The organism is Nocardia sp. NPDC003482, from assembly GCF_053588115.1.
The window spans coordinates 16,069-35,933 of sequence record NZ_JBSFPI010000007.1 but is presented as its reverse complement, the minus strand read 5'-3'; the positions used below and the strand labels follow the sequence as shown (position 1 = coordinate 35,933).

Sequence of the window (19,865 nt, the reverse complement as noted above, 5' to 3'; positions counted from 1 at the left end):
GCCGAGCGAAGCGAGGTGGGGGTTACGGGAGGAGGACGTCGTTGAGGGTGACCAGGGAGAGGTTGCGGGAGCGGATGATGTCTATCAGTTGGGGGTAGACGTGGGTGACCGGGGGGTGGTTGGCGTGGCCTATGACTATGGCTTGGGGGGTGAAGTATTGGCGGGCCATGTCCAGGAGGTAGTCCTCGGTGATCAGTTGGGAGTCGGCCAGGGTGCCGTACCACATGGTGGGGATGGTGTAGCCGCAGTCGGCGGCTACTCGGTCGACGGTGGGGTCGTGGTAGCCGTAGGGTGGGCGGTAGTAGGGGGTGCCGTCGACGCCGAAGGTGTTGTGCAGGAAGGTTTTCGCTCGGTTGAGTTGGTCGGCGACCTGGGTGGGGGAGAGTTTGGTGAGGGCGGGGTGGTCCCAGGTGTGGTTGCCGAGTTGGATCTGGCCGGAGTCGACCAAGGGGCGCAGGGCGTCTCGGTGGGTGGTCCAGGCGTCGTAGTAGGCGGTGACGAAGAAGGTGAAGCGGGCGCCGGTGTCGCGGGCGAATTGGATGTAGGCGCCGACGACCTCGGGGCTGGCGCCGTCGTCGACCGTCAGGGCGAGGTTGTTGCCGGGGCCGGGTAGGGCGGTGAGGGTGCCGTGCGGCACGGGTGTCCTCGGGCCGGCGGGCGGGGGCGGCAGCAGCGACGGGGGCGGCGGTGGCGCGGCGGGGCCGCCGCCGGAACCACTGGGCAGCGGCGGATCGCCCTCGGCGAGGGTGGATCCGGCCAGCGCGGCCGTGGCGCCGACGGCACCGGCCGCCAGCAGGGTCAGGAACTGGTGCCGGGACAACCTCGAACTCATAGCGCACCCAACATATTCCGGGAGCCGCCCGCACCGCATGAATTCGAGATGACGTCGAGCCGAACCTTCTCAGCGCGCGATCGGCCGCAGCACGATCTCGGTGGGGTGCGCGTCGCGCGGCGTCTCCACCGCGTTGCGGATCGCCCGCGCCACCGTCTCGGCGGTCAGGAAATCCTCCGCCCGGTACGCCCGCCCCTCCCCCGCCACGATCTCGCGCTGCATATCGGTATCGATCCGCCCGGGATGGATCGAGGTCACCCGCAGGTCGGGTTCCTCCTGCCGCAGCGCGTCCCCGAACGCCCGCAGCCCGAACTTGCTCGCCGCGTACAACCCCCACTCCGGATGCGCCCGCAACCCGGCCCCCGAATTGATCAGCAGCACATGCCCTTTCGCGGCCCGCAGCGCAGGCAACAGCACCCGGGTCAGTTCGGCGACCGCGATCAGGTTGGCCTCCAACGTCTCTCGCCATCGCGCCGCCGACGCCCCCGCGATCGGGCCCAGATACCCGGCCACCCCGGCGTTGTTCACCAGCACGTCCAGCCGCTCGATCCGCGCGGCGGCCGCCGCCACCGCGTCGTAGTCGGTCAGATCCACGGGCCAGGCCGTGGCCCCGGGCAATTCGCGCAGGATCGGTTCGAGCGACGCGGCGGTCCGCGCCCCGAGCAGCAGCCGATGGGTCGGCGCGAGTTCGCGGGCGATCGCCGCCCCGAGCCCACGGCTCGCTCCCGTGATCAGCGCGGTCGGTCCGGCGGCGGGGCTGTGGGTGACCATGCCCACACCGTAACGTTCGATTGGCGTAACCAGGCGGTCACGTCCGACGATGGATTCGGCAGCCCGCCCGTCCGGGGGCTTCCAGGCACTCCAGTCACGAACCGAGGCGATGTGGTGACAACGACAGGAGAACCCGCGCAACGCGCATACCCGCGGGTGGCACCGCAGAATAAGGGGATGAAGGGACCGGGTTTCACCCCGACGCAGCTGGCGGCGCGCGCCGCGTACCTGTTGCGCGGCAACGACCTGGGCACGATGACCAGCGCCGCGCCCAAACTCTATCCGCACATGTGGAGCTGGGACGCCGCGTTCGTCGCGGTCGGGCTGGCCCCGCTGAGCGTCGAACGCGCCGTGGTCGAACTCGACACGCTGCTGTCGGCGCAGTGGAAGAACGGCATGATCCCGCACATCGTGTTCGCGGGTGGTAAGGACGGCTACTTCCCGGGTCCGGCCCGCTGGGAGTGCCGCAGGCTGGCCGCCAACGCGCCCGACGGCGTCGACACCTCGGGCATCACCCAACCGCCCGTGCACGCGATCGCGGTGCAGCGCATCCTCGATCACTCCCGCCGCCACGGCCGCAGCACGCGCGCGGTCGCCGAGGAATTCCTGGATCGCCGCTGGACCCGGCTCATGCGCTGGCATCGCTGGCTCGCGCACTCCCGCGATCCGAAGGGCAACGGCCGCATCACGCTCTACCACGGCTGGGAATCGGGCATGGACAACTCGCCGCGCTGGGATCGCGCCTACGAGAACGTGACTCCCGGCCCCGGCATGCCGCCCTACGAGCGCGCCGACATCCTGCTGGTCGATCCGGCGCAGCGGCCCACCGACCGCGAGTACGACCGCTACCTGTGGCTGGTCGAGCAGATGCGCCGCTGCGGCTACGACGATTTCCAGCTGGCCTCGACGATGAACTTCGCGGTCGAGGACGTCTTCGTCACCGCGATCTTCGCCCTGGCCTGCGAGGTGCTGGCCAATATCGGCGAGGACTACCGGATGCCCCACGCCGATGTGCGCGAGCTGTACGAGTGGTCCGACTACTTCCGCGCCGGGGTGATCGCGACCACCGATCCGCGCAGCGGCGCGGCCCGCGACTACGACGTGCGCCTGGAACGCTGGATCGATACCGAGACCCTCGCCATGTTCGCCCCGCTGCTGTGCGGCGGCCTGCCGCGCGACACCGAGCGCGCCCTGCTGCGCCTGTTCGAGGGTCCGCGCTTCTGCGGCCACCCGGATCTGCTGTACGCGCTGCCGCCGTCCACCTCGCCGGTGTCGAAGGATTTCCGCGCCCGCGAGTATTGGCGGGGACCGGTGTGGCCGGTGATGAGCTGGCTGTTCTCCTGGGTCTTCGCCCGCCGGGGCTGGGCCGAGCGCTCGTTCATGCTGCGCGCGGAGGGGCTACGGCAGGCCAGCGACGGCAGTTTCGCCGAGTACTACGAGCCGTTCACCGGCGAGCCGCTGGGCAGCATGCAGCAGTCGTGGACGGCCGCATCGGTTTTGGACTGGTTGGGCTAGCCTCGAGCAATTTCTGTGCCGAGTCACACCCGCGAATCGTGGCCGCGGCGGGTGTGGCTGCTTACCCTGATAGCCATGCATCGACGCGCAGTGGCTCGTTCCAAAGTACGTCGCACCCTGCTCGCGCTGCCGCTCGCGGCGACGCTGGGCTTACTCTCGGCAACCGGTCTGGCAAGCGCCGAGCCGTCCGGTCCCGATGTGTCGTCGTGGCAGCACATCGACGGGCGCTTGATCAACTGGTTCGAGGTCCGCGCCTCGGGCAACAATTTCGCCATGGTCAAGGCGACCGAGGGGTTGTCCTACGTCAATCCCTATTTCGTGCCCGACAGCGTGCTCATGCGGGCGGCGGGTGTCGCGCGCGGCACCTATCACTACGCGCGCCCGGCGCTGCCGCCCGAACCGCAGGCCGCGCTGTACGCGAGTGTGGTGCTGGGGCAGAACGGTCCGCTGGATCTGCCGCCGGTGCTCGACCTCGAGGATTCGGGCGGCCTGCCCCCGGCGGCGCTCATCGATTGGACCCACCGCTATCTGAACACCGTGCAGGCGCTCACGGGCCGGACGCCGATCATCTACACCTATCCGAACTTCTGGCGGACGGCGATGGCCGACTCGCACGAGTTCACCGGCTACCCGCTGTGGATCGCCGACTATCGCGGCAACGAGCAGCCGGAGGTGCCGGGCGGCTGGGCGACGTGGACGTTCTGGCAGACCACGGATTCGGGGCGCATCCCCGGGATCGCGGGCAACACCGATCTGAACGTGTACAGCGGCGCGCAGGGCGATTTCGCCCGGTTCGCCAACATGGGCTGACACGTCTTCGGCCGCCGCGCGAAACCCGCGGCGGCCGAAGGGTTTTCGATCAGCTGTTCACCGGGATCGCGATCACCACCTCGTCCTCCCGGCCGGGCAGGTAGCGCACCTGCACGATCCGGCCGACCTGGAGGGCGGGCACGGCCGCGGGCGGGACGAACTTGTCGGTGCGCGCGGTGAAGACACCGCCGTCGGGCCGGGTCACCCCGAGTTCCAGCAGTACCTTCACGTGCCCGTCGCGGATCTCGCCCGGGGCGGACAGCGACCGCACCACCGCCTGGGCGGCGACACCCCGTTCGGCGATGTCGAGCTTGTCGCGGGTGGTGACGCCGCGCCGGATCATGGCCTCGTTGTAGGCGGCCTGGGTGCGGGCGGAGTCGCCGGAGCGGTCCAGTTCGACCCGGTCGGTGCGGCCGGGCAGGTAGCGCACCGGCAGCACCACACCGGGCCGCAGCAGCGCCAGTTCGGTGAGCGGGACGATGACCTTGGCGTGCGAGGCGAAGGTCTGCCCGTCCTCGCCCTCGACGTCGAGGTCCAGCCGCACCTGGGGCTGATCGTTGACGGTCAGCCCGGTCTGACGGACCGCCCGGACGGTGCCGATGCCGATCGCGCCGTCCCGGAACGCGGAGCTGTTCCTGCCGGTGAACGCCTCGAATATGCCCGCCCCGGTGAAGGCGAACACGATCGGCACGACGGTGAGCGCGATGATCGGCAGGCCCATTTGCCAACCGACCCAACCCCATTCGTCGCCGAAGCCGTTCGGGTCGTGGTAGGTGATGCCGTGCCAGAGGTAGTACCCGATGGCGAGCGCGGCGAGGATGAGGGTGCCGGTGCGGATCTTCGTGGTCACGGGTCAGCCTCCGACGATGGTGGAGCAGGCGAAGGTGAGGTCGAACGTCGACGTCTTGACGCCCGCGAGCGGGTTGGCCGGATCGGGCGCGGCGACGCCCTCGCCGGTCACCCGGTAGGTGTTGCCGTCCTTGCTGACCCGCGCGGATCCGCCCGGCTGGCCGTTGCCGAAGCCGACCGCGTAGGGCAGGCCCGCGGAGCCGCCCTTGCTGCCGGTGATGCCGACCGCCTGGACGGTGTCGGCGCCGGTGATGGTCGCGCTGGCGGCGAGGTTGCCGTAGGTGGCGTTGGCGGCGTCGGTGATCGAGAGGGCGAGCACGCCGCCCTGCTTGGCGCAGGTGGTTTGGAAGGCGCCGCTCAGCGTCTTGCCGTCGACCGACACGACCGAGACGTTCGAGGTGCTCTTGCCCGGGGCGGCCGGGCCGTTCGAGGTGGTGGTGGCGGGGGCGCTCCCGGAGGTGTCGCCGCAGGCGGTGAGGGCGGCGGTGACGGCGGCGGTGGCCGCGGCGGCGATGAGGCTGCGGCGAATGATGGTGCAGTTCATGATGTTTCCTCTTTCGTGTGGTTCTCGTGGGCGGCGGTGCCGATGAGAGAAAGGTAGGAAGGCCGCGCGCCCTACCGATCCCAGGTTTTTCGCCGCGTGCGCTCCCGAAATGTCGGTTAACCTGGCGGTATGCGACGACCGCGCGCGATGGTGCTGGACGAGGTCTGGCGCCGGATCGAGGGCGTCGAGGCGCTCAGCGGACCCCAGGGTGGGCCGCTGAGCCGCACCGTGAAGTTGATCCTCGATCCGCTGGTGGTGCGGCCGGTGCAGCATCCGGCGTGCGCGGGCCCGGTGGTGACCGCCGAGGGAGCGGCCCTGCTGGCCACCCGGATTCGGTCGGCCGCCCCGGCGCTGCGGGCGACGGCGGAGTGGTTCACGCTGTTCAAGCAGGTGCGGCGGGCGTCGCGGATCACCGAGGGCAATCCGCAGGATCTGTACTTCCAGCGCTGTTTCGAGCTGGCCACGACCCGGGGCCGCCCGGATCCGTTGCGCGGCAGGCAGATCGCCGAGGACGTGCTGCGGGAGGTGCACGCGACGACGGCGGGCCGGACTACCGCGGCGCTCGAACGGCACCTCGCGAGTCCCGAGCGGCGGGCCGAGCTCGAGAGTCTGCTCGCGGTGGCGTGGTCGCGCAGGCCCCTCGCGGATCCCTCGACGACCGATTTCGCCCCGCGGTTGCGGACCCTGCTGGACGTGTGCGCCGCGGCCCGGCTCGCGGACGGTCGCGACGACGGGCGGAAACTCGCGGCCGCGTTGTCGGCCGAGCGCGCGGGAACGCACACCGGGATCCGGCTGTGGTCCGGGACCGCGGCGCGCGATCTCGGACTCACCGAATACGCACCGCCGCAACGGCCTTCGGTGGGCGCCTCGGCGTCGACGGCCACCCTCGCGCTGCCCTTCGACCGGACCGTGTACGAGCGGGTGTTCACCGTATTGCAGGCAAGCACGGACCGCGCCGACCTGCCGCCGGTGCCCGAGCTGGTGGCCGCGGAGGTCGCCCGCGGTTGCGCGCCGTGGGCGCTGCTGGACGAATCGCTGCGATTGACAGCGGCGGCCGGGGCGGCACTCGCGGTGGGTCTGTCGCCATTGGGGACGGACGACGAGCCGGAGGCGTTGGCGCTGCGGGTGATTCACCGGCGGTGGCGACGGGAGGCGTACGTGCTGCGGGCGCGGCGGCTGACGGTGTGCGCCGACGAGGCGGCCGCCGGGGCCTTGGCCGCGGTCGCCGCGGAACTGCGTACGCCGTGGCGGCCGTATCTGCGGCGGTTGTGGGTTCGGTTGCACGGCCGCGACGTTCGCGAGTTCGCCCTCGAGGTCGACGAGCTGTGGGATCTGATCGACGGGGTCGCCCGGTCGGTGCTGTTGGACCATCGCATGCGGGTGAAGCAGGCGCTGGCGGCCGATACCGGTGCCGCTGAACCGGATTCGCTCGACTCGAGGGCGAGCTGATGACCGAGGTGGAGCTGCGTTCCGGACCGGACGATTCGATGGTGATCGGGCCTTACTCCGCGCCCGTCGCGAATGACGGTGTGCCGCCGCTGGATACGCTCGTCCTCGAGGTCGAGGGCGGGCTGTTGACGTGGAGTCTGCTCGACGGGCAGGACGTTCCGGCCGCGACGATCGACGATCCGAAGGCCGCCCAGGACTGGTTGTGGGCCGTGTACGGCGAGGAGATCGCCCTGGCCGTGGCCGATTCCGTCCCGGAGGCGCGGCATCCGGCCCGGCCCGGCCTTCCTGCCCTGGCGACCAGTGCCCGTCGCCTGGCGTACGCGCACTGGGCCGCGCGGTGGTGGCCCGCGTCGACCGTCGACGGTATCGCGCCGCTGGACGAACGACTGCTCGAGCGCGATATCGCCGCCCTCACCGAGGAATGCGATCTCCTGGTCGCGGGCGCGGACGCGTTCGTTCCGGTGGCGCGGGAGATTCCGGCGACCCCGCGGGCCGCGGACTACGCCTTGGCGGCCGGTCCCGAAACCGTTACGGCCCCACTGGTCCTGGCCCGGGGAACGGCCGACTGGGATTGGCGACGCTGCCCACCCGGACTGATCGACGCGTCCGAACGGGCCGTCTCGTGGGAGCTGCGGCGCGAGCGGAACATCAGCGTCCTCCGCGTCCGCGCGGTCGCCGCACCGCGGCTGCGCTCGGCTGTCCACAGTCATCTACAACCCCGGGTCCGCGTGCACACCCCGGATCCGATCACCATCGAACTGACCCTGGTGGGCGAGGTGTGGACCGGCGAAACACCGCTGCCCACAACGGTTCCGGAGCCGACGATCGAGTTGTTCGTGCCGGGCGTCGGCCCCGCCGGGTCCGATCCCCGCGACGAATCCGAGCCGCGCCGGCGCCTGCGCGCGCACGCCGCCGATCGGCTCCGCCGCGCCGCGTCGGACCTTCCGGACGCGCTGTCGGCCGAGATCGCCGCCGCCGCGGAGGACGACTTCTGACATGCCGGGCGAGGAGGAGTTGCGGGCGGGCGCCGACGCGTACGCGCGGGGGGAGGTGGCCGAGGCGCGCCGAATCTTCGCGGCGGTTGCGCGGGACGGCGAGGGGTGGGTTCGGGTGGCGGCGCTGGTCAACGCGGCGAGTATGGCCGACGAACTCGGGGACCATCGGGCCGCGGCGGGGTGGTTCGAGGAGGCGCTGCGGGGAATGGAGCCCGGCCCGACGCGGGCGACGACCCTGATCAACTTCTCCCAGGCATTGCAGCACCTCGGGGATCTGGACGGGGCGGGCCGGGCGCTGGCCGAGGCGCGGGAGTCGCTCGGGGACGATCCCGAACAGGGGGCGGTGCGGGTGGCGTGTCTGCTGTCCTCGACCGCGGTGGCGATCCATCGGCAGCGGTGGGCGGAGGCGATCGAGCTGGGCCGTGAAACATTGGCCCTGACAACACGTTTCGCGCCCGAATTGGGCGGACATCCGCTGATGAATCTCGCGGCGGCGTACTTCGAGAGCGGGCGGCGGGAACTCGCGCTCGATATGGCGGGGCAGGCGTTGGACGCGTTTCTCGCGGCCGGGGACGAGAACGGGGTCGCCGAGACCCGGCAGAATCTGGCGTTGATGCACATCAGATCGGGCGCTCCGGGACCGGCGCGGCCGTTGCTGGAGGCGAGTCAGGAGTATTTCGAGAGCCGGGGGCTCACACCGCGCGCGGGCATCGGACTGAAGGCCCTCGGCTTCCTCGCCGAACACGACGGCGACACCGACACGGCCGCGAGGCGATATCGACAGAGCCTGGCGGCGTTCACGGCGGCGGGCGCCGAACTCGAGGCGGCGGAGGTACGAATCCGATTGGCCACCATCGCCTTCGCGGGCGATCCGGCGGACGGCGAGCGGCTGCTGGCCGACGCCTTCCGCGCGTTCGCCGCGCGCGGCCTCGGTCTGCACTGCGCCCAGGTCGACTACTGGCACGCCGCGCTCCTCGAGGCCACCTCCCCCGATCCCGAAACCGCCCGCCGTGCGGTGCTTCTCGCAGTTCCGGCCGCCCTGGCCCTCGATGCCGTCCGGCACACCTTCACCAACGGCAACCAACGTCACGAATGGAATCGCCACCTCGCCGAACCGGCGATCCGGCTGGCCTTCCGGCTCGCCCGCCTGGCCGGGGACGGGCGGTTGCTCGCCGACCTCGTCGAAACATGTTGTGCGGGAGCGACTCCGGTTCCGCACGACGCGCCGCCCGCCGCCGAACTCCCGTTCACCCTGCCGTCGCCGCCACCGGACCCCACCGACGCCCTCCGCCTGGGCGCGGCCCTGGCCGACGCCGCCGACGCCGCCGGACTCGCCGTATCCCCGCCCCCGCGACTGCGTTTCGCCGCCGACGGCCGGATCGCCCTGGCCGACCACATCGCGGTCGCCGAGCGGCGGTACGGCCGCCCCGTCCGTGACGACCTGGTGCTGACGCTGTGAACCCCGATCGACCCACCGCGTACATCCGCATGGCCGATGCGGGCGATCTGTACATCACCTGGCGCTGGAGCGACGGCACCGGACCGGGCGGGGTGGGGATCGTGCCGGAAGATCAAGTGCGGCAGGCTGTTTCGAGAACCACCGCGGCGCTGCCGGACCCGTCGCGACCCGGCGGCCTCGAATCCGCCCTGCGCACCGGGGAACTGGCCCGTTACGACGCCGAGAACGATCTCGCCCAGTTCCTTTCGCGCGTCTTCCTGCCCTACCGCCTGGCGGTGGACCTGCACGGTCTGCACACCCGGGGCGTCCGGCCCCACCTGCGCATCCAGCCCGCTCCCCGGGTGGCCCACATCCCCTGGGAACTGCTCGCCCCCGACCCGGCGCTGCGCCTGCTCGACCTCGCCGACCTCAGCCGGCTCGCGCCGATCGCGCTGACCGCCACCCGCACCCCGCGCCGCTGGGCCGACACCCGGCACCTGCCGATCGTCGCCGTCCTCGATCCCCGGGTCCCGGGGTTCCGGGCCGACTCGCCGCTCGGCTCGGTCCTGGGCCGAATGACCGCTCCCACACCGCTTCTCGAGCGCGTCGAGCGGTACAGTCGCGCGGATCGGCTGCGGCCGCGGGTCGCGGAACCGGCAGACGCGTTCCGCCGCACCGATATCGACCGCGACTGGCTCGGCCGCACCCTGCGCGCGGGCGCGTCCCGCCTGCTCTACGTGGGCCACGTGACCGCCGCCGCCCCCGAATCGGGCCGCGCCGAACAGGCCCGCCTGCACCTGGCCTGCACCGCCGACACGGTCGGGCGCGCCGAACCGATCCGCGACCACCGCCCGCTGTCCGCGCTGGACCTGATCCTCGGCACCGATCTCGACGGACCCGAGCGCTGGCCGATTCCGGCCCGGGTCGCGCTGATCGCCTGCGAGAGCGGCGGCGATCAGCGCTTCGGCGAACCACTCGGGTTGGTGGCGGCCATGATTCACGGCGGCGCCGAACTGGTGACGGCGAGCCGCTGGACCCTGCCCACCGACCTGGCCCATCAGCGTTTCGGCGGAACAGACGCGCACCCGTTGCGGGAGGCGATCTGCGCGATCGACGCCGCGCACGAGCGACCCGACCCGGTCCACGCCCTCAACGCCTGGCAACGCGAACGCCTGAACGCCTGGCGCGCCACCGGATCACCCGCCGACACGCCGCTGTCCTGGGCGGCCTTCACCACCATCGATGCCGCGGGCCCCGCGCCTCAGTGCTCGTCGTAATGGCCCTCGTGGGCGGCGTGACGGCATCCGTCGTGCAGATAGTCGACGTGGTCGCCGTGCGGGATCGCGACGTGGCCGCAGCCGTCGCCGTGCACGTGCGCGTGGTCGGCGTGCTCCCGGTGGCCGGCCGGCTCGCACTCGTCGAAATGATCGTCGTGGGCGCGGTGCACGTGGCCGTCGTGGAGATAGTCCACATGGTCGCCGTGTGGAAACGCGACGTGTCCACATCCCTCGCCGTGTCGGTGGGTGTGATCGGTATGCGGAGCATGTGCTGTCGTCATAGAACTCCCCTCGAAATCGTCATGGACGATGCATGGTACGACTTCGCGGGGAGTTCGCCGGACGTCAGGCCCCGATGGCGGCGTTACCCTTCTTCCACACCGAGACCACCGCGGGCCGGGGCAGGCCGGCGCCGCCGTCGGGCCAGTGCGAGGCGGGCTTGTCGAAGGTCGCGTCGTCGCGCTCGCCCGGATGCTGCACGCACACCGTGATCCGCTTGTTCGTGACCGTGGGGCCGCAGGTCTCCGCGCCGAACGGGACGGTCAGGAACTGTTTGGTCTCACCGCGATTCGGGCCGTCGAGCACCACCGAGAACAGGCCGTCGTTGGCCTGGTTGGCGCGCGAGGCGTCGGTGGCGATCCACAGGTTGCCGTGCTCGTCGAAGGCGAGGTTGTCGGGCGCGGCGATCGGGCTGATCTTCGCCTTGTCGAAACCGGCGAAGTAGGTGTCGGCGGTCTTCGGGTCGCCGCAGAGCATGAGCACGGTCCAGGTGAAGGTCGTGCCCGCGTGGTCGTCGTCGATCTCGAGGACCTGCCCGAACTTGTTGCCGGTACGCGGATTCGCCTCGTCGGCGGCGGCCTTGCCCTCGGTGCCGCGCTGCTCGTTGTAGGTCAGCGCGACATACACCTTGCCGGACTTGGGATTCGCCTCGAAGTCCTCGGGGCGATCCATCTTGGTGGCGCCCGCCTTGTCGGCCGCGAGCCGGGTGAACACCGCGACCTCCTCGGCGGTGAAACCGTCGACCTTGGCGGTGGCCTTACCGTCCTCGCCGGTGACCAGCAGCGGAATCCACTGGCCGGTGCCGGTGAAACCCTTGTCGGAGGGCGCCTTTCCGCTGCCGTCGATCTTGTCCGGGTGATCGCCGGTGAACTTGGCGACGTAGAGCGTGCCCGCGTCCAGGATCGTGGTGTTCTTCCGGCGGTCGGCGGCGGTGCCGCCCGGGGCGACCTTGCGCGACGACACGAACTTGTACATGTAGTCGAACCGCTCGTCGTCGCCCATGTACGCGACCACGGTTCCGTCCTTCGCGACGTGAATGGTGGCGGCCTCGTGCTTGAACCGGCCCATCGCGGTGTGCTTGATCGGGGCGGCGGTGGGATCCCACGGATCGAGCTCGACCACCCAGCCGAACCGGTTCGCCTCGTTGGGCTCCTTCTCCAGATCGAAGCGGGGATCGTGCAGTTCCCATTTGCGTTCGGAGGCAGCCTGATTGAAGCCGTAGCGCTTGAGCCGCGCCTTGGTCGGTTCGTCGGCGACCTTGCCCGCGTTGGCGAAGTACTGGTTGATGTTCTCCTCGCCCGACAGCACCGTGCCCCACGGCGTCACGCCGCCGGAGCAGTTGTTCAGGGTGCCGAGCACCTTGGTGCCCGTGGGATCGGCGGAGGTCTTCAGGTACGCGCTGCCCGCGGCCGGGCCGGTGACCGTGAACTCGGTGCTGCCGGTGACGCGGCGGTTGTAGCGGCCGAATTCCGGGGTCAGCTTGCCGGTCTGGCTCTCCCCGCGCACCTGCACCACCGAAAGGCCGTGCGCGGCAAGGGCGATGCGAAAGTGCTGTTCGGAGGGGTTGTCCTTGCTGTAGCCCGGCAGCATCTGCGGTTCGGTGGTGTACTCGTGATTGACCACCAGCAGATACGAGTCGGGCTGGCCCTCGATGGGCAGCAGGGCCGCGAAGTCGTTGTTGAAGCCGAACTGCTTGGCCTGCGCCTCGGGGGTCTGCGCGGCCGGATCGAATTGGGGCGCGTCGGCGAACAGCGGATCGCCCCAGCGGATCACGACATTGTGCTCGTAGCCGTCCGGAATGATAAGGGCGTCTTCGGAATTCGGCGCGACCGGGGTGAAGTTGGTGCCGACCGGGACGCCGTCGACCAGAGTGCCTCCGGCCGCGGTCTTTGCGGGCTCGTCGTCGGCGCAGGCCGCCAGCAGTCCGCCCGTACCGATCGCCGCGACGAGCGCGGCGCCGCCCTTCAGGACGCCGCGCCGCGACAGGGCCGCGCGGACCACATCGCCGAAGTACTCGTTGGCCGAGGTGTTGGGCGCCTCGTGGGAACAGGCGTTACCGCACTTGTAAGTGCAGGTCACGGCCGCGCGCCGGGGATGGCCGTCCCGGCCGACGAACAGAGGCAGCGGTTTGATCACGTGGAGCTCCAGGGTTCACAGGGTTGCGCGAACCCTAATCAGCCCAGGCGAGTCCCCAACGACGAACAGGTGAACCGCTGACCAATTAGTCGGACGTCATCCGCTCACAACACCTGGTCCAGGAACTGCCGCAATCGCGGGGTCTCGGCGGCCTCGAATATCCGGTCGGGGGAACCGGATTCGACGACCCGGCCGGCGTCCATGAACACCACCCGATCCGATACCGAACGGGCGAAGCCCATCTCGTGGGTCACGACGATCATGGTCATGCCGCCCGAGGCGAGATCGGCCATGAGGGCCAGCACGCCCTTGACCAACTCCGGATCGAGCGCGGAGGTGGCCTCGTCGAACAGCATGAGTTCGGGCTTCATGGCCAGCGCGCGGGCGATGGCGACGCGCTGCTGCTGGCCGCCGGACAGATTGGCCGGGCGGGCGTCGGCGCGTTCGGCGAGACCCACCGTCTCGAGCTGTTCGAGGGCGACCGCGCGGGCCTGTTCCTTGGACAGCCCGCGCAGTTTGCGCGGCCCGAGCGCCACATTGTCGGCGACCGACATGTGCGGGAACAGGTTGAACTGCTGGAACACCATGCCGATCCGCTGCCGCAGCCGGTCCGGATTCTCGCCGAGGACCGATACGTCGTCGATGAGCACATCGCCGGAGTCGGGTTCGTGCAGGCGGTTCAGCACCCGCAGCAGCGTCGACTTACCCGACCCCGACGGCCCGATGACGGTCGTGGTCTTGCCCGCGTCCACATGAATGTCGACGCCGCGCAGAATCTCGTTGCCGCCCAAGGTGAGATGCAGATCGGTGCCGGTCAGCGACGAACTACGGAATTCGCTCATGCGCTGCGTCCTTCCGGGCACGAGCGGAGGCCCTCCGTGGTTACGCACGCTGCCTCCTCCGGGCCTTGACCGCTCATGCCCCACGACCTTCCGTGACGACCGCCTCTTGGACCGGTTCGGCCGCGTTCTCCCGGCGGCCCGTGCGCAACCGTTTGTCGATGTAGTTCACCAGGTGGGTGAGCGGGATGGTCAGCAGCAGGTACACCAGACCGGCCGCGACCAGCGGGGACAGATTGCCGGTCTGGGCGTTGAGGTCGCGGCCGACGGCGAACAGTTCGCGCTGGGTGGCGAGCAGGCCCAGGAAGTAGATCAGGGAGGAGTCCTTGATCAGCGCGATGAACTGGTTCATCAGCGCGGGCAGCACGCGGCGCACGCCCTGCGGGATCACCACCAGCGTCATGGCCTGGCGGTATCCGAAGCCGATCGCGCGGGCCGCCTCGAGCTGCCCGGCCTCCACCGACTGGATGCCGGAGCGGAAGATCTCCCCGATGTAGGCGGCGGCCAGCAGCGCCAGCGCCACCGCGCCCAGCCAGTACGGGTTGTTGCCGGTGGCGTTCTTGACCACCGGCCCGATGCCCAGGCCGATCAACAGGATGATCACCACCGCGGGCAGGCCGCGGAAGATGTCGGTGTACACCCGGGCGGGCCAGCGCAGCCAGCGCGTGCGCGAGATGCCCGCGACCGCCAGCAACATGCCGATGACCGTGCCCAGCACACCCGAGACCAGCGCCAAAATCAGCGTATTGGGCAGGCCGGTCTTGAACAGGTCGGGAAACGCCTTGCGGTACAGCGACCAGTCGAAGAACGTGTCCTTCAATTGGGCCAGGGTGGATTTCGGCGCGTTCTGCGGGGTGTCGCTCTTGTGGTTCTCCGCCGCGATCTTGTCGAAGTCCGGAAGTTGCGGCGCGGCAACGGCTTTCGAGCCCGGCTTCCAGCCCGGCGGGAAGGGCCGCGGCTCCCAGTCGGCGTACAGCTTGGCGTAGGTGCCGTCGGCGATGACCGCGTCCAGCCCGGCGTTGAGCGCGTCGATCAGCGGCTGGTTGTCCTTGCGCACCGCCCAGGCCGTGAAGTTGTCCAGGCTGAAGGTGTTCTGCACGATCGACGTCGAATCGCCGGGTTTGATCGCGCCGGTGGCCTGCGCCGAGGGGGCGACCCAGGCGTCGATCTGGCCGGACTTCAGATTCGCGTAGGCCGTGTTGTAGTCCGGAAACTTCACCGCGTCCAGATGCAGCGTGTTGGCGACGTACTCGTCCTGCACGGTGCCCTGCACGACGCCGATCCGCACGCCCTGGCGCAGATCCGAGAAGCCTTTCACCGCACTGCCGTTCGGCACGACCAGCGAGAAGTAGCCGAAGTCGTAGCCGTTGGTGAAGCCGACCAGCTGCCGGCGCGCGTCGGTGGTGGTGATGCTCGACGAGCCGACGTCGAAGCGGCCGTTGGCGACCTGGGCGAGCAGGCCCGCGAACTCGGTGCCCGAGAACTGCACCTGGAGACCGAGTTTCGCGCCGATCGCCTTCAGCAGTTCGTTGTCGAACCCGGTGAACGCGCCCTGGGAGTTCACGCAGATGCTCGGCGGCGCGTCCGACAACGTGCCCACGCTGAGCTTGCCGGGGGTGAGCAGACCGAGCTTGGTGATGTCGACGCGATCCAGCGGGACGGTGTTCGCGGTGGTGAAGCGGTCCGCGCCCGCCGAGGCGCCCGACGCCAGGTTGGTGGGCGCAGAGGAGGCCGAGGCGACGCCCGGCGGCGAACACAGATCGCGACTTGCCGACGATTCGCCGCCGTTCGAGCCGCAGGCCGTGAGGAACAGCAGGCCGACGACCGAGACGACCGCGAACAGCGCACGGGATCGCGAGACGGGCAAACGTGCCATAGCCGGAAACATTAGCCGGAGCCGATTCCCGATCAACCGACCACGCCCCAGTGCAGCACCCGCGAGGTGAACAACACCAGCCCGAGCGAGACGGCGGCGACCACGACGAGCCCGACCACGGCCACCAGCAGCGGCCGCCAGCCGGCGCGGCCGAGTTCACGGAAGTCGGTATTGAGCCCGACGCCCGCGAAGGTCAACAGGAACGCCCAGCGCGAGACGTTGCCGAGATTGGTGAGCTGGGACTTGTCCAGCCAGTGCGCGGTCGCGATCGCCGACACGACCAGGAAGCCGAGCACGAACTTGGGGAACTTCTCCCATACGAAGGCCGCCTTGGCCCGCAGACCGGGCGCGAGCGCGTCGGCCTCCCCGCGCGCGGCCCAGAACAGCGCGAAACCGAGGACGACGAAGCCGATCAGCGCGTTGCGGGTCGACTTCACCAGCACCGCGAGCTTGCCCGCCGCGTCGGAGTAGGCGTACCCGGTGGCCGTGGTCTCAGCGGTGTTGTCGACGGCCAGGCCCGACCACAGCCCGAATTCGTGATCGGTCAGGCCGATGCCGTGGCCGATGGCGGGCAGCGTGAACAGCGCGACCGCGCCGAGGGTGAGGATCGCGGCGATCGCGTAGCTCACCTCGGCGTTGCGGGCCCGGATCGCGCCGCGCGCCGCCACGATCGCGGACACGCCGCAGATCGAGGTGCCGACGGCCAGCAGCGAACCGAGCTTGCCGGACAGGCCCAGCAGCCGGGCCACGGTGAGGATGATCGCGCCCGCGACGGTCATATCGATGAGGATCAGGACGAAGCTCGTCCCACCCAGCTTGGCGACGTCGCCGAGCACGAACCGGGAGCCGAGCGCCACGATGCCGACCTTCAGCCAGAACTCGTAGGTGCCGATGCCGGGGCGGAAGATCCTCGGCACGCCGACGGTATTGGCGATGATCAGGCCGAAAACGATTGCCCACAGGACGTATTCGATATCGGGGAAGCGCCAGTGGTGGGCCTTGACGGCGTCGTTCACCCAGATCTGGGTGTACTTGCCGAGCAGGCCGACGACGATCAGCAGGGCGATGCCGGGCAGATAGGCGAGCAGGTCGCGGCTCGCGCGCGGGGCGGTGGTGGTCTCGGCGGTCATCGGGTCACCACGGAATCCTCGGCAGCACACCGGCGACGGCGGCGAGGGTGATGATTCCGGCGACGATGACGGCCCACCAGTCGACGCCTATCCGCGCGAGCGCGGACCGTTCCGCGGGGCCCGGTTCACTCATGATCACTCCTCATCACTGCCGATCGTCCGAGATCGGCAGTCCATGGTGAGCGTTTCCCGGCCCGGCGAGAAGCTATGGACTCGAGGTGATTCGAGCTATCCGTTCTGCTGATCGCGCCAGCGGACGGCCTCCTCGACGCGGGTCAGGTCGTAGTCGGGACCGTCGGAGCCGACGGTGAACAGCGTGGCCCCGGCCTCGACGAACGCGGGCGCGGCCTGCGCGCCGGGCCAGGACACCGAGCGTTCGATGGCGGCCGGATCGGTGCCGACGGCGGCGCAGTGCTCGGCCAGGATCCCCGACTTGTGGTGCAGCGCATCGAGTTTGGCGAAGCTGTGCCAGATCGTGGCGTACTCGGCGACGAGCCGCAGCGTCTTGCGCTCCCCGCCGCCGCCGATGAGGATCGGGATGTCGCGGACGGGCGCGGGGTTGACTCGCTTCAGGCGGCTGTCGATGCGCGCGAGGTTCTCCTTCAGCAACGCCAAACGCGTTCCGGGCGTACCGAAGTCGTAGCCGTACTCGTCGTAGTCGCGCTGGAACCAGCCCGCGCCGATGCCGAGGATCAGGCGGCCGTGGGAGATGTGGTCGACCGTGCGGGCCATATCGGCGAGCAGATCCGGGTTGCGGTAGCCGCCGCCGGTGACCAGCGCGCCCAGTTCCACGCGTTCGGTCTGTTCGGCGATCGCGCCGAGCATGGTCCAGCACTCGAAGTGCTCGCCGTCCGGATTGCCCTGCAACGGATAGAAGTGGTCCCAGTTGAACACGATGTCCACGCCCGCGTCCTCCGCGCGCCGGACCGCATCGCGGATGAGGTCGTAGCGGGGCGCGTGCTGCGGCTGGAGCTGGACTCCGATGCGGATCCGTCGGCTCATGGGAGGCACTCCTCGTCCGGGTTGATGGCCGTTCCCGAGGCTACTCGCGCCCCCCGGCCGTAGGATGCGAGCGCGGCCCGCGCGTCGCACCACCCTCTACTCGGATCGTCCGGCACGTTCCTGCCGGTGAAGGGATGTTCTCTCATGGCCACGGTCACCTTCGACCGCGCGACCCGGCTCTACCCGGGCGCCACCAAACCCGCTGTCGACGAACTGGATCTGGAGATCGCCGACGGCGAATTCCTGGTCCTGGTCGGCCCCTCCGGCTGCGGCAAATCCACCTCGCTGCGCATGCTCGCCGGACTCGAGGACGTCGACGGGGGCCGCATCCTCATCGGCGACCGGGACGTCACGCACGCGGAACCCAAGGAGCGCGATATCGCCATGGTGTTCCAGAACTACGCGCTGTATCCGCACATGACGGTCGCGGAGAACATGGGCTTCGCGCTGAAGATGGCCAAGGTCGCCAAGGCGGAGAAGGAACAGCGGGTGCGCGAGGCGGCCAAGCTGTTGGATCTGGAGCCGTATCTGGACCGCAAGCCGAAGGCGTTGTCGGGCGGCCAGCGTCAGCGGGTGGCGATGGGCCGGGCCATCGTCCGGCAGCCGCACGTGTTCCTGATGGACGAGCCGTTGTCGAATCTGGACGCGAAGCTGCGGGTGCAGACGCGCACTCAGATCGCGCAGTTGCAGCGGCGTCTGGGGACCACGACCGTCTACGTCACGCACGACCAGGTCGAGGCCATGACCATGGGCGACCGCGTCGCGGTCCTCAAAGACGGTCTGCTGCAACAATGTGCGGCCCCGCGCGAGTTGTACCGCGATCCGGCCAACCTGTTCGTCGCCGGATTCATGGGCTCGCCCGCCATGAACCTGTTCACCCTGCCGCTGTCGAACGGTTCGGTCACCCTGGGCGGCCACGCGCTTCCGGTGCCGCGCAGCGTGTCCGACGCGGCCGAGGGCGGCACGCTGGTCGTCGGCATCCGCCCCGAACACCTCGAATTCGGCGACGCCGATTCGGGTATCGCGATGGAGGTGGACGTGGTGGAGGAATTGGGTTCCGACGCCTACGTCTACGGCCGCAGCCTCGGCGAGTCCGGCCCGGGAACGGGCGAAACCCTGGTGGCGCGGGCGGATTGGCGCAAGCCCCCGGCCAAGGGCGAGCGGTTGTCGTTGCACGCGACGGCCGAGCACATCTACTTCTTCGAACCCGCTACGGGGGCTCGGCTCAACTGACACCCTTCGCGCCGGAACGTGCCACGCCGCCGCCGCGTAAACGTCTGCCGAACGGCGGCCTTCGTGCCGCCCTCGGGAGATGTCCCAACATTATCGTGGTGTGGGGGCCGACCGAGTTGGCGCTGCTTACGATGCGTTCGAGAACGAGGGAGGGTCATGGAGTTCGAGTTGGGTGAGCAGTTGCTGGAGGGGTTGCGGAACAAGCGGGAGTGGCGGCGGGGGGAGCCGACGGCGGAGGATCTCGCGGTGTTCGCGGAGTTCGAAGCGGCTGTGGCCGAAGGGATTTGGCGGCTGCTGTGAGGTCAGGGGTTGGCGCGGCGACCGCGGCGCCATTCCTCGTTCACCCGAACGCGCAGACTCTCCAGCGGGACCCGCTTGCCCGACGGGGTGAACAGGTCCGCGCGGACGGGCTCGCCCGTCTGGTCCTCGACGCGTTCGAGCGGGGGGACGCCGTCCTGGAGGTACTTGTCGCCCCACTGCCACAGGCCGACCACCACCGGTAGGAGGTCGCGGCCCATCTCGGTGAGGACGTACTCGTGGCGGGTGCGCTTGCCCTCCTCCTGATACGGGCGACGGGTCAGCAGCCCGGCCTCGGTGAGTTTGCGGAGCGCCGCCGAGGCCGCCGCGTCGGTGATGCCCACCCGGGTGGCGAAGCCGTCGAAACGGGTGGTGCCGTACATGGCCTCGCGGAGGATGAGCAGGGCCGAGCGGGTGCCCACCAGTTCCAGGGCCTTGGCTATCGAGCAGCCGTCGGGCTGCCAGCGGTCGAGGTGACGCAAGGGGCCTTCGAGTACTGCGGGCATGACGTTCATCATACGCGCGCTGACTTGCGGCTACTATTGCCAGCTCGTACTCTGACTTTAGAGCGATTAAGCCAGATACCGCAGCGG

General features: G+C 69.9%; 20 protein-coding genes. 8 read left to right on the top strand and 12 right to left on the bottom strand.

What is annotated here, in order from left to right; genetic code table 11:
* Positions 1 to 22: 22 nt before the first annotated feature.
* The gene (locus tag ACWDSJ_RS12545; protein ID WP_450031608.1) at positions 23 to 832 is read right to left on the bottom strand and encodes a polysaccharide deacetylase family protein; all 810 of its coding nucleotides are present in this window, start codon (positions 830 to 832) and stop codon (positions 23 to 25) included.
* A gap of 69 nt (positions 833 to 901) precedes the next feature.
* Positions 902 to 1,603, bottom strand: coding sequence for an SDR family oxidoreductase (locus ACWDSJ_RS12540; protein ID WP_450031606.1), 702 nt, complete (start codon positions 1,601 to 1,603; stop codon positions 902 to 904).
* A 177-nt stretch (positions 1,604 to 1,780) separates the two neighbouring features.
* Between ACWDSJ_RS12540 and ggh the strand changes: the two genes are divergently transcribed.
* Together ggh and ACWDSJ_RS12530 are read left to right on the top strand one after the other, a co-directional pair.
* Entirely contained in the window at positions 1,781 to 3,118 is a 1,338-nt protein-coding gene (gene ggh / locus ACWDSJ_RS12535; RefSeq protein WP_450031604.1) for a glucosylglycerate hydrolase, read from the top strand.
* 75 nt (positions 3,119 to 3,193) lie between these two features.
* Positions 3,194 to 3,928 carry a glycoside hydrolase family 25 protein gene (locus ACWDSJ_RS12530; protein WP_450031602.1) on the top strand — a complete coding sequence of 245 codons (735 nt, stop codon included), beginning with the start codon at positions 3,194 to 3,196 and terminating at the stop codon, positions 3,926 to 3,928.
* A 49-nt stretch (positions 3,929 to 3,977) separates the two neighbouring features.
* Here the strand turns inward: ACWDSJ_RS12530 and ACWDSJ_RS12525 are convergent, their stop codons facing one another.
* Complete coding sequence (locus ACWDSJ_RS12525) at positions 3,978 to 4,778, bottom strand: hypothetical protein (protein WP_450031600.1); 801 nt, start codon at positions 4,776 to 4,778, stop codon at positions 3,978 to 3,980.
* 3 nt (positions 4,779 to 4,781) lie between these two features.
* A complete protein-coding gene (locus ACWDSJ_RS12520; RefSeq protein WP_450031599.1) occupies positions 4,782 to 5,321 on the bottom strand; it encodes a lipoprotein LpqH in 540 nt (179 codons plus the stop codon).
* Between the two features lie 147 nt (positions 5,322 to 5,468).
* Between ACWDSJ_RS12520 and ACWDSJ_RS12515 the strand changes: the two genes are divergently transcribed.
* From ACWDSJ_RS12515 to ACWDSJ_RS12500, 4 genes are read left to right on the top strand one after another with little or no spacing between them, the layout of a single operon-like run.
* A complete protein-coding gene (locus ACWDSJ_RS12515) occupies positions 5,469 to 6,770 on the top strand; it encodes a hypothetical protein (RefSeq protein WP_450031961.1) in 1,302 nt (433 codons plus the stop codon).
* Positions 6,770 to 7,765 (top strand): hypothetical protein, encoded by a 996-nt coding sequence (locus ACWDSJ_RS12510; protein ID WP_450031597.1) that lies wholly within the window; start codon positions 6,770 to 6,772, stop codon positions 7,763 to 7,765. Before ACWDSJ_RS12515 ends, ACWDSJ_RS12510 begins: the two co-directional genes overlap by 1 nt.
* A gap of 1 nt (position 7,766) precedes the next feature.
* Complete coding sequence (locus ACWDSJ_RS12505; RefSeq protein WP_450031595.1) at positions 7,767 to 9,224, top strand: tetratricopeptide repeat protein; 1,458 nt, start codon at positions 7,767 to 7,769, stop codon at positions 9,222 to 9,224.
* 29 nt (positions 9,225 to 9,253) lie between these two features.
* On the top strand, positions 9,254 to 10,480 hold the full coding sequence (locus ACWDSJ_RS12500; RefSeq protein ID WP_450031959.1) for a CHAT domain-containing protein: 1,227 nt from the start codon (positions 9,254 to 9,256) through the stop codon (positions 10,478 to 10,480).
* Here the strand turns inward: ACWDSJ_RS12500 and ACWDSJ_RS12495 are convergent.
* The 7 genes from ACWDSJ_RS12495 to ACWDSJ_RS12465 form a co-directional block, all read right to left on the bottom strand.
* Positions 10,465 to 10,761 carry a hypothetical protein gene (locus ACWDSJ_RS12495; protein WP_450031593.1) on the bottom strand — a complete coding sequence of 99 codons (297 nt, stop codon included), beginning with the start codon at positions 10,759 to 10,761 and terminating at the stop codon, positions 10,465 to 10,467. The two genes, ACWDSJ_RS12500 and ACWDSJ_RS12495, sit on opposite strands and share 16 nt — an antisense overlap.
* A gap of 64 nt (positions 10,762 to 10,825) precedes the next feature.
* Positions 10,826 to 12,892, bottom strand: coding sequence for a PhoX family protein (locus ACWDSJ_RS12490; protein ID WP_450031957.1), 2,067 nt, complete (start codon positions 12,890 to 12,892; stop codon positions 10,826 to 10,828).
* A gap of 107 nt (positions 12,893 to 12,999) precedes the next feature.
* Positions 13,000 to 13,737, bottom strand: coding sequence for an amino acid ABC transporter ATP-binding protein (locus tag ACWDSJ_RS12485; protein WP_450031591.1), 738 nt, complete (start codon positions 13,735 to 13,737; stop codon positions 13,000 to 13,002).
* A gap of 73 nt (positions 13,738 to 13,810) precedes the next feature.
* A complete protein-coding gene (locus tag ACWDSJ_RS12480; RefSeq protein ID WP_387358195.1) occupies positions 13,811 to 15,610 on the bottom strand; it encodes an ABC transporter substrate-binding protein/permease in 1,800 nt (599 codons plus the stop codon).
* Positions 15,611 to 15,642: 32 nt separating this feature from the next.
* Positions 15,643 to 16,740, bottom strand: a complete 1,098-nt coding sequence (locus ACWDSJ_RS12475) for a YeiH family protein (protein WP_450031589.1) — start codon at positions 16,738 to 16,740, stop codon at positions 15,643 to 15,645.
* A 4-nt stretch (positions 16,741 to 16,744) separates the two neighbouring features.
* Positions 16,745 to 16,873: a hypothetical protein gene (locus tag ACWDSJ_RS12470; protein WP_387358199.1), complete on the bottom strand. Its 129-nt coding sequence runs from the start codon at positions 16,871 to 16,873 to the stop codon at positions 16,745 to 16,747.
* 95 nt (positions 16,874 to 16,968) lie between these two features.
* Positions 16,969 to 17,742 carry an LLM class F420-dependent oxidoreductase gene (locus tag ACWDSJ_RS12465; RefSeq protein WP_450031587.1) on the bottom strand — a complete coding sequence of 258 codons (774 nt, stop codon included), beginning with the start codon at positions 17,740 to 17,742 and terminating at the stop codon, positions 16,969 to 16,971.
* Positions 17,743 to 17,886: 144 nt separating this feature from the next.
* On the opposite strand from ACWDSJ_RS12465, the gene ACWDSJ_RS12460 reads away from it, so the two are divergent.
* Together ACWDSJ_RS12460 and ACWDSJ_RS12455 are read left to right on the top strand one after the other, a co-directional pair.
* Positions 17,887 to 18,975, top strand: a complete 1,089-nt coding sequence (locus tag ACWDSJ_RS12460; protein WP_387358203.1) for an ABC transporter ATP-binding protein — start codon at positions 17,887 to 17,889, stop codon at positions 18,973 to 18,975.
* A gap of 156 nt (positions 18,976 to 19,131) precedes the next feature.
* Positions 19,132 to 19,275, top strand: coding sequence for a hypothetical protein (locus ACWDSJ_RS12455; protein ID WP_387358204.1), 144 nt, complete (start codon positions 19,132 to 19,134; stop codon positions 19,273 to 19,275).
* 2 nt (positions 19,276 to 19,277) lie between these two features.
* On the opposite strand, the gene ACWDSJ_RS12450 is transcribed toward ACWDSJ_RS12455, so the two are convergent.
* The gene (locus tag ACWDSJ_RS12450; RefSeq protein ID WP_387358206.1) at positions 19,278 to 19,790 is read right to left on the bottom strand and encodes a winged helix-turn-helix transcriptional regulator; all 513 of its coding nucleotides are present in this window, start codon (positions 19,788 to 19,790) and stop codon (positions 19,278 to 19,280) included.
* Positions 19,791 to 19,865 lie beyond the last annotated feature (75 nt).

Bases quoted from the DNA above. Each gene is read 5' to 3' on its own strand.
- ACWDSJ_RS12545 (WP_450031608.1), bottom strand. From the start codon at position 832: ATGAGTTCGAGGTTGTCCCGGCACCAGTTCCTGACCCTGCTGGCGGCC.
- ACWDSJ_RS12540 (WP_450031606.1), bottom strand. From the start codon at position 1,603: ATGGTCACCCACAGCCCCGCCGCCGGACCGACCGCGCTGATCACGGGA.
- ggh (WP_450031604.1), top strand. From the start codon at position 1,781: ATGAAGGGACCGGGTTTCACCCCGACGCAGCTGGCGGCGCGCGCCGCG.
- ACWDSJ_RS12530 (WP_450031602.1), top strand. From the start codon at position 3,194: ATGCATCGACGCGCAGTGGCTCGTTCCAAAGTACGTCGCACCCTGCTC.
- ACWDSJ_RS12520 (WP_450031599.1), bottom strand. From the start codon at position 5,321: ATGAACTGCACCATCATTCGCCGCAGCCTCATCGCCGCCGCGGCCACC.
- ACWDSJ_RS12515 (WP_450031961.1), top strand. From the start codon at position 5,469: ATGGTGCTGGACGAGGTCTGGCGCCGGATCGAGGGCGTCGAGGCGCTC.
- ACWDSJ_RS12510 (WP_450031597.1), top strand. From the start codon at position 6,770: ATGACCGAGGTGGAGCTGCGTTCCGGACCGGACGATTCGATGGTGATC.
- ACWDSJ_RS12505 (WP_450031595.1), top strand. From the start codon at position 7,767: ATGCCGGGCGAGGAGGAGTTGCGGGCGGGCGCCGACGCGTACGCGCGG.
- ACWDSJ_RS12500 (WP_450031959.1), top strand. From the start codon at position 9,254: ATGGCCGATGCGGGCGATCTGTACATCACCTGGCGCTGGAGCGACGGC.
- ACWDSJ_RS12495 (WP_450031593.1), bottom strand. From the start codon at position 10,761: ATGACGACAGCACATGCTCCGCATACCGATCACACCCACCGACACGGC.
- ACWDSJ_RS12485 (WP_450031591.1), bottom strand. From the start codon at position 13,737: ATGAGCGAATTCCGTAGTTCGTCGCTGACCGGCACCGATCTGCATCTC.
- ACWDSJ_RS12480 (WP_387358195.1), bottom strand. From the start codon at position 15,610: ATGGCACGTTTGCCCGTCTCGCGATCCCGTGCGCTGTTCGCGGTCGTC.
- ACWDSJ_RS12475 (WP_450031589.1), bottom strand. From the start codon at position 16,740: ATGACCGCCGAGACCACCACCGCCCCGCGCGCGAGCCGCGACCTGCTC.
- ACWDSJ_RS12470 (WP_387358199.1), bottom strand. From the start codon at position 16,873: ATGAGTGAACCGGGCCCCGCGGAACGGTCCGCGCTCGCGCGGATAGGC.
- ACWDSJ_RS12465 (WP_450031587.1), bottom strand. From the start codon at position 17,742: ATGAGCCGACGGATCCGCATCGGAGTCCAGCTCCAGCCGCAGCACGCG.
- ACWDSJ_RS12460 (WP_387358203.1), top strand. From the start codon at position 17,887: ATGGCCACGGTCACCTTCGACCGCGCGACCCGGCTCTACCCGGGCGCC.
- ACWDSJ_RS12455 (WP_387358204.1), top strand. From the start codon at position 19,132: ATGGAGTTCGAGTTGGGTGAGCAGTTGCTGGAGGGGTTGCGGAACAAG.
- ACWDSJ_RS12450 (WP_387358206.1), bottom strand. From the start codon at position 19,790: ATGATGAACGTCATGCCCGCAGTACTCGAAGGCCCCTTGCGTCACCTC.